The 15,691-nt window shown below is 58.9% G+C and carries 14 protein-coding genes; 9 read left to right on the top strand and 5 right to left on the bottom strand.

The window, feature by feature from the left end; translation table 11 throughout:
• The first annotated feature begins 390 nt into the window (after positions 1-390).
• The 3 genes from Q0802_RS00645 (at position 391) to Q0802_RS00635 (ending at position 3,501) form a co-directional block, all read left to right on the top strand.
• The gene (locus tag Q0802_RS00645) at positions 391-1,407 is read left to right on the top strand and encodes a C4-dicarboxylate TRAP transporter substrate-binding protein (RefSeq protein ID WP_298912086.1); all 1,017 of its coding nucleotides are present in this window, start codon (positions 391-393) and stop codon (positions 1,405-1,407) included.
• Between the two features lie 64 nt (positions 1,408-1,471).
• On the top strand, positions 1,472-2,101 hold the full coding sequence (locus tag Q0802_RS00640; RefSeq protein ID WP_298912083.1) for a TRAP transporter small permease: 630 nt from the start codon (positions 1,472-1,474) through the stop codon (positions 2,099-2,101).
• Positions 2,101-3,501 carry a TRAP transporter large permease gene (locus Q0802_RS00635; protein WP_298912079.1) on the top strand — a complete coding sequence of 467 codons (1,401 nt, stop codon included), beginning with the start codon at positions 2,101-2,103 and terminating at the stop codon, positions 3,499-3,501. The genes Q0802_RS00640 and Q0802_RS00635 overlap by 1 nt, the downstream gene beginning before the upstream one ends.
• A 51-nt stretch (positions 3,502-3,552) precedes the next feature.
• On the opposite strand, the gene Q0802_RS00630 is transcribed toward Q0802_RS00635, so the two are convergent.
• The 3 genes from Q0802_RS00630 to Q0802_RS00620 all read right to left on the bottom strand — a co-directional run bounded on the left by Q0802_RS00630 (position 3,553) and on the right by Q0802_RS00620 (position 6,411).
• Positions 3,553-5,598 (bottom strand): EAL domain-containing protein, encoded by a 2,046-nt coding sequence (locus tag Q0802_RS00630; RefSeq protein ID WP_298912076.1) that lies wholly within the window; start codon positions 5,596-5,598, stop codon positions 3,553-3,555.
• A gap of 130 nt (positions 5,599-5,728) precedes the next feature.
• Positions 5,729-6,091, bottom strand: a complete 363-nt coding sequence (locus Q0802_RS00625) for an antibiotic biosynthesis monooxygenase (RefSeq protein WP_298912073.1) — start codon at positions 6,089-6,091, stop codon at positions 5,729-5,731.
• Positions 6,088-6,411, bottom strand: coding sequence for an NIPSNAP family protein (locus Q0802_RS00620; protein WP_298912070.1), 324 nt, complete (start codon positions 6,409-6,411; stop codon positions 6,088-6,090). The genes Q0802_RS00625 and Q0802_RS00620 overlap by 4 nt, the downstream gene beginning before the upstream one ends.
• 72 nt (positions 6,412-6,483) lie before the next feature.
• Between Q0802_RS00620 and Q0802_RS00615 the strand changes: the two genes are divergently transcribed.
• The 5 genes from Q0802_RS00615 to Q0802_RS00595 all read left to right on the top strand — a co-directional run bounded on the left by Q0802_RS00615 (position 6,484) and on the right by Q0802_RS00595 (position 10,832).
• Positions 6,484-7,173, top strand: a complete 690-nt coding sequence (locus Q0802_RS00615) for a winged helix-turn-helix domain-containing protein (RefSeq protein WP_298912068.1) — start codon at positions 6,484-6,486, stop codon at positions 7,171-7,173.
• 120 nt (positions 7,174-7,293) lie between these two features.
• Positions 7,294-8,283, top strand: coding sequence for a tRNA dihydrouridine(20/20a) synthase DusA (gene dusA, locus Q0802_RS00610; protein ID WP_298912066.1), 990 nt, complete (start codon positions 7,294-7,296; stop codon positions 8,281-8,283).
• A 25-nt stretch (positions 8,284-8,308) separates the two neighbouring features.
• On the top strand, positions 8,309-9,133 hold the full coding sequence (locus tag Q0802_RS00605; RefSeq protein WP_298912063.1) for a sulfite exporter TauE/SafE family protein: 825 nt from the start codon (positions 8,309-8,311) through the stop codon (positions 9,131-9,133).
• Complete coding sequence (locus Q0802_RS00600; RefSeq protein ID WP_366523283.1) at positions 9,130-9,915, top strand: hypothetical protein; 786 nt, start codon at positions 9,130-9,132, stop codon at positions 9,913-9,915. Before Q0802_RS00605 ends, Q0802_RS00600 begins: the two co-directional genes overlap by 4 nt.
• A 131-nt stretch (positions 9,916-10,046) precedes the next feature.
• Positions 10,047-10,832 carry an inositol monophosphatase family protein gene (locus Q0802_RS00595; protein WP_298912061.1) on the top strand — a complete coding sequence of 262 codons (786 nt, stop codon included), beginning with the start codon at positions 10,047-10,049 and terminating at the stop codon, positions 10,830-10,832.
• Positions 10,833-10,845: 13 nt separating this feature from the next.
• On the opposite strand, the gene Q0802_RS00590 is transcribed toward Q0802_RS00595, so the two are convergent.
• Both Q0802_RS00590 and putA read right to left on the bottom strand, forming a co-directional pair.
• Positions 10,846-11,607 carry a rhomboid family intramembrane serine protease gene (locus Q0802_RS00590; RefSeq protein WP_298912058.1) on the bottom strand — a complete coding sequence of 254 codons (762 nt, stop codon included), beginning with the start codon at positions 11,605-11,607 and terminating at the stop codon, positions 10,846-10,848.
• Between the two features lie 71 nt (positions 11,608-11,678).
• Positions 11,679-15,104, bottom strand: coding sequence for a bifunctional proline dehydrogenase/L-glutamate gamma-semialdehyde dehydrogenase PutA (gene putA / locus Q0802_RS00585; protein ID WP_298912055.1), 3,426 nt, complete (start codon positions 15,102-15,104; stop codon positions 11,679-11,681).
• An 85-nt stretch (positions 15,105-15,189) separates the two neighbouring features.
• Between putA and Q0802_RS00580 the strand changes: the two genes are divergently transcribed.
• On the top strand, positions 15,190-15,690 hold the full coding sequence (locus Q0802_RS00580) for an Lrp/AsnC ligand binding domain-containing protein (RefSeq protein ID WP_298912052.1): 501 nt from the start codon (positions 15,190-15,192) through the stop codon (positions 15,688-15,690).
• The last annotated feature ends 1 nt before the right edge of the window (position 15,691 follow it).

Here is a 15,691-nt window from a genome sequence, read left to right as displayed (position 1 = left end):
ATCTTCCTCCGGAGCAGATCATAGCGGGAACTGAAAAGAAGGGAATAACCTACCGAAAACTGAGAGTTTCGCCTCGGATGTTTCTCCCGGAAGCTGTGCGCGGCCCTAAACCCGTGAACATTCGGTGACGCCATTGGTCTGGTTTGTGACGACCGGAGGCAATATCTCGGCACCCGCGTTCGGCTAGTTGTTTGTGGTCGAATGAGCTGGAAGGGCACTTCCCCCGGCAGAGATCGCGCTTGATGCCAGTTTGGACCCCTGCATCAGAATTCCGGTTTCAAATCGCCTCTTGCGCAGTGCTTCTGCTTTCGGGCTTGGCACTGCCGGTTTGCTTGAGTAGCTTTGCGCCAAGCGTACCCCGTAAAAGGTGCGTAAAAAGGGAGAATATACATGAAGAAATATCTTTCCGGCGCAGCCGTCGCCGCCATCAGCTTTGCCTTTGTTTCTCAAGCCGCCGCCACTGAGTGGAATGTTTCGGTCTGGGGCAAACGTCGCGCGTTCACTGAGCACGTTGAAAAGCTGGCAGAACTGGTTTCCGAGAAAACCAACGGCGAATTCACCATGAACATCAGCTATGGCGGTTTGTCGAAAAACCGCGAGAACCTTGACGGTATCTCCATTGGTGCTTTCGAGATGGCGCAATTTTGCGCAGGCTACCATCGCGACAAAAACCGGGTGATCACCGTGCTCGAACTGCCATTCCTGGGGGTCGAGAACCTTGAGCAGGAAGTTGCAGTGTCTTCCGCGGTCTATGCGCATCCGGCTGCGGCGGAAGAAATGGCGCAATGGAACGCCAGGCTGCTGATGACCTCGCCGATGCCGCAGTACAATCTGGTCGGCACCGGCGAGCCCCGCGATGAACTGGCGGATTTCGATGGCATGCGCGTGCGCGCGACCGGCGGTCTGGGCAAAGCCTTTGAAGCTGTTGGCGGCGTACCCACGTCCGTGACCGCAACAGAAGCCTATCAGGCGATGGAAGGCGGTGTGGTCGACACGGTTGCATTTGCCCAACACGCTCACTTGAGCTTTGGCACGATCAATCAAGCTGATTGGTGGACAGCAAATCTCAACCCCGGGACCGTAAACTGCCCTGTGGTGGTCAACATTGATGCCTACGACTCTCTTAGCGACGCTGAGCGTGAAGCACTCGACAGTTCCGTCTCCGAAGCGCTCGACCACTACCTGGCGAACTACGGTGAACTGCTGCAACGCTGGGATGCGGTGCTCGAAGAGAAGGGCGTTCAGAAAGTCGAAATCGACGCCGCGGTGATCGACGAGTTCCGGGCGAAAGCGGCCGATCCAATCCGGGATGCATGGATTGCGGATATGGAAGCCCAGGGGCTCCCCGGCCAGGAACTTTATGACCTCGTTGTAGAGACGCTCGCCGACGCCAAGGGCGGCAGCTAAATCAGATCGGGGCCGTCCCTCGCGGGGCGGCCTCACGATAACATACCGGGGGAGGGGCAGTTCGATGGCAGGATCCGCTGCAGTTTTGGAGGATTCCAGTCTGCTCAGCAAACTGGACCGCGCATTACTACCGATTGAACGATTTTGCGCATTGCTCAGCGGGCTGGCAATCTTTTCACTGATGTTTCTGGCCGCTTACTCCGTCACGGGTCGAAAGTTCTTTGCCTCTCCTTTGGCAGGTTATGTCGACTACATAGAAGCGGCCATGCCGATCATTGCGATCATGGGCGTCTCCTATGTCCAACGCGATGGCACCCACGTACGCATGGATATGTTGGTCAGTGCCCTCAAGGGGCGGCTTTTGTGGTTCTTCGAACTGATCTCAGTTCTCTTGATCCTGCTTTTGATCACCGCGTTGACCTGGGGCGCCTGGGATCATTTTGACCGGTCCTTTGATTGTGCAAGGCCCCTGTGCAGCCGCGACAGCTCAATCGACATCGGGCTACCGATCTGGCCATCGAAACTGGTGGTTCCCCTGGCCTTCGCGGTGCTGTGCCTGCGGTTGATCCTGCAGGCGTGGGGCTACGGTCGTGCGCTTGTTCTGGGGCTGGAAAATCCGGTTGCGGTGCCGCTTAACCTGTCTGTGGCCGAACAGGCCCGGCTTGAGGCTGAAGCGCTGGAAGGGTCGGATTGATGGAGCCCATTCAAATTGGTTTGTGGGTCAGTGCCGGCCTGCTTGTGTTCGTCGTGTTGGGCATGCGGGTCGCCTTTGCCGCCGGTCTGGCCGGGTTCGTGGGGTTGGTCTGGCTGCGCTGGAACGGGTTCGACTATGATCCGGAACGCTTTTGGAAGGCGTTTCAGATCAGTGTCAAGATCGCCGGTCTGACACCGCATTCAAAGGTTTCCGCACAGGTGCTCAGCCTGATCCCGGTTTTCATCCTGATCGGCTATCTGGCGTATTACGCGAAACTAACGACAGCGCTTTTCACAGCAGCCAAGCGCTGGATTGCCTGGGTGCCGGGGGGGCTTGCCGTCTCTACCGTCTTTGCAACGGCGGGATTTGCTGCGGTGTCGGGCGCATCCGTGGCAACCGCTGCCGTCTTCGCCCGTATCGCCATTCCAGAGATGTTGAAGATCGGGTACAACAAGCAGTTCGCAGCAGGCGTGGTGGCCGCTGGCGGTACGCTGGCATCGTTGATACCACCGTCGGCCATTTTGGTAATTTATGCGATCATCGTGGAACAGGACGTGGGCAAGCTGCTGCTCGCGGGTTTTCTCCCGGGTGCCTTTTCAGCCGTTGTTTACGCCGCCCTGATCATCGGAATTGCATTGATTTTCAAAACAGTAGGGCCGCCGGTAGGTGGATTTTCGTGGCGCGAAAGATTTGAGTCCCTTCCGCCTGCGCTGCCAATTCTTGCGGTCGTCGTGATCATCATTTTCTTTGTCTACAATCCCTTCGGCGATGCATGGGGCACGCCGACAGAAGGGGGAGCCATCGGCGCTTTCATCATTTTTCTGATGGCCCTTTATCGGGGCATGCGCTGGTCACAGCTCAAGGACGCGTTGCTGGATACTGCCAAGCTGACGGTGATGATATTTTCGATCATCTGGGGGGTTCTGATCTACGTGCGTTTTCTTGGCTTCGCCGAACTTCCCGAGGCCTTTGCCGATTGGATCACCAGCCTGGAAATGTCGCCTATGCTGATCCTCATCTGCATCCTGTTGGCCTATGCGGTTTTGGGGATGTTCATGGATGCCATCGGTATGCTGCTCCTGACGCTTCCCGTGGTCTATCCGGCGGTCATGGCTCTGAATGGCGGCGAGCTTGTCAGTGCGGCCGACAGCGCCTTTGGCATGTCAGGCCCCATGTGCGCGATCTGGTTCGGCATATTGGTGGTGAAAATGGCAGAGTTCTGCCTGATTACACCGCCGATTGGTCTCAACTGTTTCGTGGTGGCGGGTGTCCGGGATGACTTGACGGTTCAGGATGTGTTCAAAGGGGTGACACCTTTTTTCATAGCCGATGGCATCACCATTGCATTGCTGGTGGCGTTTCCGGGCATTGTCCTGTTCTTGCCTTCGCTGGCGGGTTGAACGCAGTTTCGCGCGATTAGCCACTTGCGTTGAACAGCCGCATCTCGGGCGTCACGAGCCTGTTTTTGGAAACGGTTTCTTGAACGTCTGATGCACCTGATCCCGGTTCATTGGCTTGCCAAAATAAAAACCCTGGACGGCGTTGCAGTTTTCGGACCTGAGGAAAGTCAGCTCGTCCTCCATCTCGACCCCTTCGGCGAGAACGGGAATGTCCAAAGCTGCGCCCAACAGAAGCGTTGATCGAACGATCGCGGCGCGTTGTTGGTCTTTGTGCACGTCCTGAATGAAGCTGCGATCGATCTTGATCTTGTCGAAAGGGAAGGTTTGCAAGGTCGCAAGGGATGAGTATCCGGTCCCAAAATCATCCATGGCAATACGAATGCCCATCTTTTTCAGTTTGTGCATCACTGTGAGCGTATGGGCCTGATCATCAATGATGCTCGCCTCCGTGACCTCCAGTTCCAGCCGTTCCGGCGGTAGCCGCGTCTCAATCAAAATGTCCGAGACATGCTCCAGGAAGGAAGGCTGAACCAGTTGCTGGGGCGCCACGTTCACGGCGATGCTATAGGGTTCCGGCCAGGACATGGCCTCCTTGCAGGCGGTTCGCAGCACCCAAAGGCCAATGTCGCGGATCAGGCCGGTTTCTTCTGCAATTGGGATGAACGTGGCCGGTGATACCCCGCCGCGGGTCGGATGGTTCCAGCGCAACAGCACTTCGAAACCCACCGGATCCAGAGTTTGCAGATCATTTTGCAGTTGATAGACGAGCTCAAATTCATCGTTGTCACACGCCTGACGCAGATCGTGAATCATCAGCAGCTTTTCGCGGCTTTGCTGGTCCATCTCTACGTTGAAAAGGCAAATGTGGCGTTCTGGCTCGGCTTTGGCGCGGTACATGGCGAGATCAGAGTTATGCAGCAGGACACGCAACTCGCGGCCATCATCTATGCTGGTTGAGATACCGATGGATGCGCCAACCGATACGGAGACATCTCCGGCGACGATGGGATCAATGATGAGAGCGTGCAGGCGTTCAGCAAAAGCCATGACCTGATCCACCCGGCGAAAATTGCTCTTGAGCGCTACGAATTCGTCTCCGCCCGCGCGGGCAACAAACTCGTGTTTCTCAAGCGAAGCAGACAAGCGGGTGGCAACCGATTGCAACACGATGTCACCCGTCGCATGGCCATAAAGGTCGTTGACCTCCTTGAAGAGATTGAGATCAATCGTCAGAACAGCCACGCGCTCTGTCTCGTCTCTTTCCATCCTCGCGGCCAATTCCGTCATCCGCTGATTGAGATGCATGCGGTTTGGCAGGTTGGTCAGGGGGTCACGCAGGGCTGCGCGGTGCAGCTGGTCGCGCGCCTGATGTTCCAGATTGGTTTCAATGCTGAAAGATGCAAAGCCAACCAAAAGGATCAAAAATGTGACGCTCAGAATTATGACGCCAAGGGTCTGATCTGAAATCACCTGTGGTGGCACCTGCACCAAGGGGCTGAATTCGATTGTAAAGGCGCTCATGGCTGTGAAATGCATCGAGCAGATGGCTACAACCATAAATATGGCGCCGCCGATCCAGCAATAGCGCGTGACCGGCACAGCAATGCGGTGATGTGCCAGCGCGCCCAGAGCCGCGCCCATCAGCACTGAGGCGTGTACCCGTGCTGGGTCCCATACCAGCTGTCCGGGAAGCAGATACGCCGACATGCCCGTATAGTGCATGGCAGATACCGTCAGGCCGAAAACCGACCCGCTGAGCAGCGCGAAATACCAGTTCTTTGAATAGGCAAGGATCGCGTTGGCGACGATGAGGCCGAAAACGGCGATTGCGAGTGACATGCCGGTCGTGAAGGGTTCATAGCCATGGGCAAAACCGGGTTCATACGCGAGCATTGCAATGAAGTGGGTGGACCAGATAGTGGCACCCGCGATCAGGCTTGTCAGGCACAGCTGCACGAGCTTTCGAGAGCCATGGGATTTGATCAATCGAAGCGACATCAGGGCCGTCAGGGATGATCCGATGATGCAGACCAATGCCGCAACCGCGACCAGACCGTAGTCGTGCTCTTGTGTAAGACATTCGATTACGCGGTACATTGAGAACCCTGCAGATCACCAAAAAACGATGGGTCTGGGTGTCATGAAACCAGTAAAGATTTTGATACAAACGCTCACAATTAGCTGCGGCATTTGAATAGGATTAATCCTAAATTTCGGGCATTTGATATCAGCGGCTGCGGTCACTGGAGCGGTGTGCCACATTGCTGTCATCTGGGGCTTCGGCGCGTTCGAACATGCCGTAGTCCCGGATCACACTGGTCACGCGCAACCGGTATCCCGCGAACACACCGCCGCGTCCGGCCGTTTGCGCCCCTCGGTGAGCGCTGAGATTGCGCCATCTCGCCACGGCTTCTTCGTCTTCGAAAAAGGACAACGACAGTATTTTCTTCGGATCCGTGAGGCTTTGGAACCGCTCAACGGAGATGAACCCCTCGACTTCGCTCAGCATGGGGCGCATCTTTGCGGCGATATCGAGATATTCTTCTTTACGTCCCTCGGCAGGCTCAACTTCAAAAATTACGGCAATCATTCAGGGCTCCCATGTGGCGCAGAGGCCAATTTTAAAAAGGTTCGATCTTCGCGCAGCAGGAATTTCTGTGCCTGCGCAAAAGCGTAATTCTCGCGGCCCAATGGATCGCTGGCCAGTTTCTGGCGGTAAGTCTCATAGGCCGCAAGACTGGGAATATTGTAAATCCCGTAGGCGAGGGTACTTGATCCTTCATGCGGTGCGAAATACCCGATCAGGTCGGCACCGCAGCGCGGGATCGCCTGTCCCCAGTTACGGGCATATTGCGCAAAGTTCTCCTTTTGGGTCGGGTCAATCTGATAGCGGATAATGCAGGTCAGCATAGTAAACTCCTCGTGTTGCTGTGATCCCTCTACAGGATTGATCGCCGCGGATGCTTCGGCTATGGTCGAAGTATGAAAGAAGGACCAGACATCGCCCGCATTGCTGCCCTGATCGGGGATCCGGCACGCGCCAACATGCTGACCGCGTTGATGACAGGCAAGGCTCTGACCGCAACCGAACTCGCAGCCGAAGCGGGGATCACCGGGCAGACAGCCAGTTCTCACTTGAGCAAGATGGATGACGGCGGCCTCTTGAGGGTGCGCAAGCAGGGGCGCCACAAGTATTTTTCATTGGCCAACGATGACGTGGCAACTGTTCTGGAGGGGCTCATGGGCCTCGCCGCAAAGACGGGACATTTGCGGACACGAACCGGTCCAAAAGATGCGCCTCTGCGCAAGGCCCGGGTTTGTTACAATCACCTTGCCGGTGATATGGGCACAAGGATGTTCGACGCCTTTATCGCGCAGGGGTATCTCCGGACAACAGGCGAGGCGCTGGAACTGTCACCTATGGGGGAAGATTTCATGCGTCGTTTCGGCGTTGACCTGGATGGGTTGCGGCGCGCCAAAGCGCCTTTGTGCAGGGAGTGCCTAGATTGGAGCGCGCGGCGCTCGCATCTGGCGGGCAGCGTCGGGCGGGCCTTGCTGACACGGTTCGAGGATCTGGGTTGGGCAAGGCGCACCGCTGGCAGCCGCGTGGTTACTTTCACCAGGCAGGGAGAGCGCCAGTTTCTCACCGAAGTGATCGGTGCCCTGCGATGACACTGATATTACGATGGCCGAGTTGCCTTAGCTACGATAAGAGAGCGCGAATCCATCGCCTGACAAAGGCGACACAGTTGATTTTCAGACACCGTATGAGTCCCTTGCAAGATACCACTCGTGAATAGTTTTCCCGCGCATAGGCTCTCCGTCGCCCCGATGATGGATTGGACGGATCGGCACTGTCGGTACCTGCACCGATTGTTGAGCAAACGGACCCTGCTGTATACCGAGATGGTGACATCGGCAGCTCTGATCCGGGGAGGGGCATCGCACCTGTTGGAGCACTCTGACGCCGAATATCCCGTCGCTCTGCAATTGGGCGGCTCGGAGCCTGCGGAACTGGCGCAGGCCGCAAAACTGGGACAGGCGGCGGGGTATTGTGAGATCAATCTGAATGTGGGGTGTCCGTCTGACCGTGTGCAATCGGGCTCATTCGGGGCCATACTGATGGAGCAACCGGCATTGGTGGCAGACTGTGTGGCCGAGATGCAGGCGCATGTCTCCGTTCCCGTGACGGTCAAATGCCGCATCGGTGTGGACGATCAGGACCCCGAAGAGATTTTGCCCGAATTTCTGGCGCGTATTGTGGGCGCAGGATGTGAACGGGTGTCGATTCACGCCCGCAAAGCCTGGTTGCAGGGGCTGAGCCCCAAGGAAAACCGTGATATCCCGCCGCTGAACTATGATCTGGTGATGCGGATGAAGGGGCTGTTTCCGAACCTGGACATATCCATCAATGGCGGGATCACGTCACTGACGCAGGCGCAGGCGTTTCTGGAAGCGGGGCTTGACGGTGTGATGATCGGACGCGCGGCATATCACGACCCGGCAGCGATCCTGTGCAAAGCCGATCAGGTCATTTTCGGCTGTGAAGGCCAATCTGCACCGGAAGAGGCCGTGTTGCAAATGCTTCCCTACATCGAAAGCCATCTGAAACAGGGGGGTAAGTTGGGGCAGGTCACCCGGCATATGCTGGGTCTCTTTACGGGGCGCCCGGGCGCGCGCGCGTGGCGACGTGTTCTGTCAGAAGGGGCGCATCGTGCAAATGCCGGACCGGAACTTGTGGAGCAGGCCTTGACCCACATCCTGCAGCGCGACGCTGCTTGAGTGCCCATGATGCCGAGTAACCTGCATGTCTGATCCCGTTCTGCTGATGCAAATGTTGGGAGTGCTGCTGGTTATCGGCGCTTTTGCGGGCGTGCTGGCGGGCCTTTTGGGCGTCGGCGGTGGCATCGTTCTGGTGCCTGCGTATTTCTACGCATTTCAAACCCTCGGATTTCACAGCTCTCAGCTCATGCAGATATGCGTGGCCACCTCTCTGGCGACAATCATCGTCACATCCGCGCGATCGGTACACAGTCATCACAAAAAGGGAGCGGTGGACTGGAGTATCCTGCGCAAATGGGCCCCGGGGATCATGCTCGGCGCTTTTGCAGGCATGCTGGTTGTGGCGCAATTGCGAACCGTGATCCTTCAATTCATTTTTGGAGGATTAGCCATGAGCGTGGGGCTATATATGGCGTTCGGGCGCAGCACATGGCGTCTGGGCGCTGAGATGCCCCGCGGCGTAACGCGTGGTATTTTATCCCCGACAGTGGGTTTTCTGTCCGTTCTGATGGGGGTCGGCGGTGGCAGCTTTGGCGTGCCTTTGATGAGCCTTTTCGGCGTTGCCATTCATCGCGCCGTGGCAACCGCCGCGGGTTTTGGCCTGTTGATCGCGGTGCCTGCGGTGCTGGGTTTCCTGTTTTCGCCTGTCTCGGATGACCTGCGCCCTCCGGCGACGGTGGGATCCGTCAACCTCATTGCCTTCGGGCTGACCATCTCCATGACGCTTTTCACAACGCCCCTGGGCGCGCGTCTGGCGCACGCGCTCGACCCCAAACCGCTCAGGCGGGTGTTCGCGGTATTCCTGCTGTTGGTTGCTGGCAACATGATCCGAAAGGCTGCGGGCTGGTGACGCGTTTTTTTGACAGGGGCTGGGGGGCCTTTCCGCCGGAACGCGTGGTCAGGGAATGGGCGCAGCATGCTCTGAAATATGCACGACGCGCCGTTGCAGCACCGGAAAACAGCCATCTTCTGCAATGCGACGGGACATGGTTCGTGGGGCTTGATGCATTGGAAAACGACGCGGTGGGGCGCGTGGGAGATAGCCCGCCGCTCGCGGGGCGCGCCGTGGATTTTGCGACGCGGCATTGCGGGGGATGGCCGACCCTGCACCGGGCGCAGATTTCGGTCACCTATCCCGGGTATCCACGGGCGCGAGCGGGGGAAAGTGCTGCTGCGTTTCGCTACCGTGTTGACCGGGATGCAGCGCATGTCGACGGGATCATCGGTCTGGGCACGCCGAAAAGGCGGTTTGTGAAGGAACCACATGCGTTTGTTCTGGGCTTGCCGCTGTCACAAGCGGATGTCGGAGCCGCGCCGCTGGTTGTCTGGGAAGGCAGCCACAAGATCATTCAGGCGGCCATGCAGCGCGCCTTTGAGGGATACGCAGAGGCCGACCTGTCCGACGTGGACGTGACCGAAATCTACCAGAATGCGCGGCGTGAGGCCTTCGAGCGCTGCGCCCGCGTGCAGGTGCATGGCGAACCCGGCAGTGCCTATCTGATCCATCGCCTGGCGTTACACGGGGTGGCGCCATGGGCCGCCGGGGCGACGGCCTCCGCAGATGGCCGCATGATCGCCTATTTCCGGCCTGAGCTTGTGGGCGGCGTCGCTCAGTGGGCTCATTTGCCGTAGTTTATCCGAACCTTTGCGCGAAGCGCATCGCTGCCATGCGGCGGCACGATTGTCTTTGCACATCCTCCCCCTTGGCAAGCCGCTCGCCAGCACTTATACGCGCAGCCTGATCCCTCATCGGAGCCCGGAAAATGGTCGGCAGCGCAAACCTAAATATCATGATCAAAGCTGCACGCCGTGCGGGTCGATCACTCGTCAAGGACTTCCGCGAAGTCGAAAACCTGCAGGTCTCGATGAAAGGGGCGGGCGATTTTGTCAGCCGCGCGGATATCAATGCCGAAAAGATCATCAAGGAAGACCTGATGGCCGCGCGCCCCACCTATGGTTGGCTGGGTGAAGAGGGTGGCGGAGAAGAGGGTCAGGACCCCACGCGGCGCTGGATCGTGGACCCGCTTGATGGGACAACCAACTTCTTGCACGGGTTGCCTCATTGGGCGGTCTCCATTGCGTTGCAACACAAAGGGCAGATTGTAGCAGGGGTGGTTTTTGATCCGGCAAAGGACGAGATGTTCTTTGCTGAAAAAGGCACCGGCGCCTGGATGAACGAAAGCCGTTTGCGCGTTTCGGGGCGGACCAAGATGATCGAAAGTCTGTTTTCGACAGGATTGCCCTTTGGCGGGCGTTCCGATCTGCCGGACACATTGAAGGAAATGGCGCGCGTGGCGCCTGCCTGTTCGGGTATCCGTCGCTGGGGCGCTGCTGCGCTCGACATCGCCTATGTCGCGGCGGGCCGGTATGATGGTTTCTGGGAGCGCCGCCTCAACGCGTGGGATCTGGCCGCAGGGTTGATCATCGTGCGCGAAGCCGGCGGGCTGGCGGAACCGATGGACCCGGCGGGAAATATTGTCGATGACGGGACGATCATCTGTGCCAATGAGCCGCTTTTTTCGCCGCTGGCCAAACTGGTGCGCGGCTGAGAAAACCTGACCGTCAGTTCCAGGGCCCACGCCTGCGTCTGGATATCTTCGGGATGCGGCTTGCGGCCAGCTTGTAATGTGCTTCAGGGTGCGGTGGGTGGCCTTCTGTCCGCTGCCAATAGCCAGGGCCACCGCGTTTCAGCCAGACAGGGATCGCCAATATCAGCCCTGCCACAAACCCGCCCGCATGGGCCCAATAGGCCACGCCACCGGCATCGGGGTCGGAGCCCACGCCGCCTGCAAACTGCATCGCGAACCACACCGCCAGGATGATCCAGGCGGGTATGGGAAAGATGCGGAAGAACACGATAAAGATGATCAGGATGTCGACCTTGGCCTTGGGATAGAGCAGCAGGTAGGCGCCCATCACACCGGCAATGGCACCTGACGCACCAACGGTCGGAACGGTCGAGAGTGGCGCAGAAAAATACTGCGTCCAGCCCGCTGCCACCCCGGCCGCAAGATAGAACAGACCATAGCCAAGTGGTCCCATTTCATCTTCGATATTGTCGCCAAAAATGTACAAAAACAGCATGTTGCCCGCCAGATGCCACCACCCGCCGTGCAGGAACATCGACGACACCAGCGTATAGCTGCCTTGCCCGTCATCGAGCCGGGCAGGGATCAGCGCCCAATCCAGCCAGAACGCATTGATCTGGCGCGCGTCTTCCATAATGCCAAAATAGCTGAGGAAAATCCCGATGTTGGCCGCCATCAGAAAGTAGGTCACATAGGGTGTTCTGCCGGACGGGTTGTGGTCGCGAATAGGAAACATGGCGGCAGGCTGGGCGATTGACCCGGTGGCGTCAAGCCGCCCCGACGCAAGATTTGCCGGGGCGGGCTGTTTTACGTGGCGGCACCCAGCAGGGCTGCATTGCCGCCCGAAGCCGTGGTGTCAACGCAGACGTGGCGCTCAGCCCTGACGCGCGCCGTGTCCGGCAGGCCGGGGATCAGCGGAATGATGGGTCCGCTGCGTTGGGCGAGGGCTTTTTCGATGGCGCGGCCAGTCGCGTCATCCCCCCACCATAGAACGCCGCCGTATGCGGGGCCCTCCGTCAGGGCCGCGGGGTCAATGGAACCGGTGGCCAGCACGGCGACACCGCCCAGAGCTTCCACCGCGCGGGCCTGCGCTCTTGCGGTCTCGGCACCCGGTCCCATGCACAGCAGGGCAGCCCGTGGCAGGGTGCTGAGACGGTTGGATTCGCCCGTAGGCCCCGGCAGGCTTTGCGTCGACAACGGCTGAGCGGGGGGTGTAGTCACCTGGGGCAGGGCGGTCATTTCAGTGTCCCAACTGCCTTCGCGGGTTTCGCGGTCAGCTTCGGCAAAGCGCGGCAGATAATTCGGCCCGCCCGCCTTTGGCCCGGTGCCGGACAGCCCTTCGCCGCCAAAGGGCTGGCTGCCCACAATGGCGCCGATCTGGTTGCGGTTGATATAGATGTTCCCGGCCTCGATACGTTCCGAGATATGCTGCACGCGGTCGTCGATCCGCGTATGCAATCCGAATGTCAGGCCGTAACCGGTGGCGTTGATCGCATCGATCACCCGGTCCAGATCGCCGGATTTGAATCGCGCCAGATGCAACACCGGTCCGAAAATCTCGCGCTCCAGTGCGTGAATGCCATCAATTTTGATCAGGGTGGGCGCGATGAAGCACCCCGTCTCCGGCGCTTTCAACTCCGCGATAACCCGACCATCGGCGCGCGCCGTGGCGATGTGATCCGCGATGCTTTTGCGCGCGGCCTCGTCAATGACGGGCCCCACATCGGTGGATATCTGCCAGGGCGCGCCCAGACGCAGCGCTTGCATCGCACCGATCAGCATCTTGGTGAAATCTTCGGCGATGTCTTCCTGCACATAGAGGCAGCGCAGCGCGGAACATCTTTGGCCTGCCGACTGGAAGGCGCTTTCGATCACCGCCTGAACGGCCTGTTCGGGCAGCGCTGTACTGTCCACGATCATGGCGTTCAAGCCGCCCGTTTCCGCAATCAGCGGTGTGCCGGGTGCGCAATGCTCGGCCATGGCCGCGCGGATACGCTGCGCCGTTGCGGTGGAGCCGGTGAAGGCCACGCCGCCTACACGCGCGTCCGATGTCACCAGCGCACCGATGTCACCGCCACCGGGCAGGAGTTGCAGCGCCGTACGTGGCACACCCGCCTCATGCAGAATCGACACCGCCAGATAGGCGGTCAGCGGCGTCTGTTCGGCCGGTTTTGCCAGGACCGCATTGCCTGCCGCGAGGGCTGCTGTCACCTGACCGCAAAAGATCGCAAAGGGGAAGTTCCACGGGGAAACACAGGTGAAAATACCGGCTGCGGGCGTATTTGTGGCCTGGGCCGCATAGTAGCGCAGAAAATCCACCCCTTCGCGCAACTCTGCGACGCAATCCGGCAGGCCTTTTCCGGCCTCCCGCACCAGCAGCGCAAAAATCTCGCCGTAACGGTCCTCCATCAGATCAGCCGCGCGCAGGAGAACGGTTCGACGTTCGGTCAGGGGTGCAGACCATGGGGCGGCTGCATCAAAGGCTGTCGCGACATCCTTAGCGGTGGCATTTTGCACCGTGCCGGGACTGTCGTCCGGATCTGCGGGGTTGGCCACATTGACCGCACCGCCCGCGTCATCGAGCGGCCCGGCCAACAGTGGTGTCGCGGCCCATGCATGTTTGGCAAAAGGCGCGCGCGCGGCATCAATGGCGTCCAGCGTCTGTGCATGCGCAAGGTCAAAGCCCTTTGCATTTGCCCGCACCGGCAGGAAAATTTCCGGACCCGTTGGAATGTTTGCACCCGTCGCGGCCCGGAGCGTGTCGAACGGATCGGCGGCAACCACCTCGGGCGGAACATCCTCATCCACAATCTGGTTGACGAAGCTTGAGTTTGCGCCGTTTTCCAGCAAACGCCGCACCAGATAGGCCAGCAGGTCGCGGTGCGCGCCGACGGGGGCGTAAATCCGGCAGCGCGTCTTGTTCTGCGCCATGACCAGACCGTGTAACGTCTCGCCCATACCGTGCAGACGCTGGAACTCATAAAGCTCCGGATCGTCTGCCATATGCAGAATGGCCGCCACGGTGTGGGCGTTATGCGTTGCGAATTGCGGATAAATGCGGTCGGTCATGCCCAACAGGGTCCGAGCATTGCAGATATAGGACACATCGGTCGCGGCCTTTTGGGCGAAAACCGGAAAGCCGTCGATGCCTTCGACTTGGGCGCGTTTGATTTCCGTATCCCAATAAGCGCCCTTGACCAGCCGCACCATGATCTTGCGATCATGCCGCACGGCCATGTCGTAAAGCGTCTGGATAACGGTGCCCGCGCGCGGGCCGTAAGCCTGAACCACGATGCCAAAGCCGTCCCAACCCGCAAGCGCAGGTTCGGACATGACGCGGTCGATCACCTCCAGCGACAGGGCCAGGCGGTCCGCTTCTTCGGCGTCCACGTTCAGCCCCATCCCTGCGGATTTGGCCAGCAGCGCCAGCGCCCGCAGACGCGGCACCAGATCGGTCATCACCGCCTCTTCCTGTGCGACCTCATAGCGTGGATGCAGCGCCGAAAGCTTGACGGAAATACCGGGGTTGCGCCGAATGTCGTCCGACGTGCAGGCCGTTGCAATGGCCGAGATCGCCCGCGAATAGCTCAGGTGATACCGCTTGGCGTCAGCTTCGGTGCGCGCCGCTTCCCCCAACATATCATAGGAATATGTATATCCTTTTTTCTCCATGTTTGCGGCGCGTTGCATCGCGGAGTTAATGTCCTCTCCCAATACGAACTGACGCCCCATTTCCTTCATCGCGCGGCTGACGGCGGTTCTGATCACCGGCTCGCCAAGTCGCTTGATCGCGGCGCGCAAATGCCGGACAGGTCCGGGCTGTTCGTCATCCAGAACACGGCCCGTCAGCATCAAGGCCCAAGTCGATGCGTTCACGAGGCTGGAGGTGGAATGGCCCAGATGGCGTCCCCAATCGGAGGGCGCAATTTTATCTTCGATCAAGGCGTCGATGGTGTCGGCATCCGGTACGCGCAGCAACGCCTCTGCAAGGCACATCAGGGCGACCCCTTCATCGGTTGACAGGCCGTATTCAGCCAGAAAAACCTCCATCATGCCGGGGGCGGTGGCGCCGCGAATATCCCGCACCAACTGTGCCGCGTTGTTGCTGATCTCCTGGCGCGCGTCAGCGCTGAGCGCGGCGGAGGCCATCAACTTCTGTAAAACGGTATTTTGATCAGCGTATGTGCCAGAATCGATCTGATGGCGCAGAGAGAGCGAGATATCGCGAGCCATTTCACAAACTCCATTGGAAACTTGTTATAGTCTATATGATGTTTCGAAGTCATAATGACCAAATAGGGGATGTTTGGGAGGCAGAATGATAAAATATTCAAGTAAAGACGAACAGAATGCGCAACTGGATCTGGACCGGTTCGATCGGGCGATTCTATCGGTACTTGCAGAAGACGGGCGCATCAGCATCACCGATCTCGCAAAACGCATTGGTTTGTCCAAATCTCCGACGCAGGCGCGGCTCAGACGGCTGGAGCAAACCGGGGTGATCATCGGTTACCGCGCCTTGTTGGACCCGATTCAGCTGGGGTTGGATCACGTTGCTTTTGTCGAGGTGCGCCTGAGTGACACGCGCGAGAAAGCCTTGACCGCGTTCAATGCCGCAGTTGTGCGGGTGCCGGAAATTGAACAGGCCCATATGATCGCGGGCAGTTTTGACTACCTCCTGAAGGTGCGGACGAGCGATATGTCACAATACCGGCAGTTTCTGGGGGACACGATATCGACATTGCCCCATGTTGCCGGCACATCCACCTATGTGGCAATGGAAGCTGTCAAGGAAACGATGTTGGCGGACACGTCTTGAC

Source organism: uncultured Roseobacter sp. (assembly GCF_947495275.1).
GTDB lineage: Bacteria > Pseudomonadota > Alphaproteobacteria > Rhodobacterales > Rhodobacteraceae > Roseobacter.
Note: the sequence above shows the minus strand (reverse complement) of the source record. Positions and strands in the feature narration are given on the sequence as shown.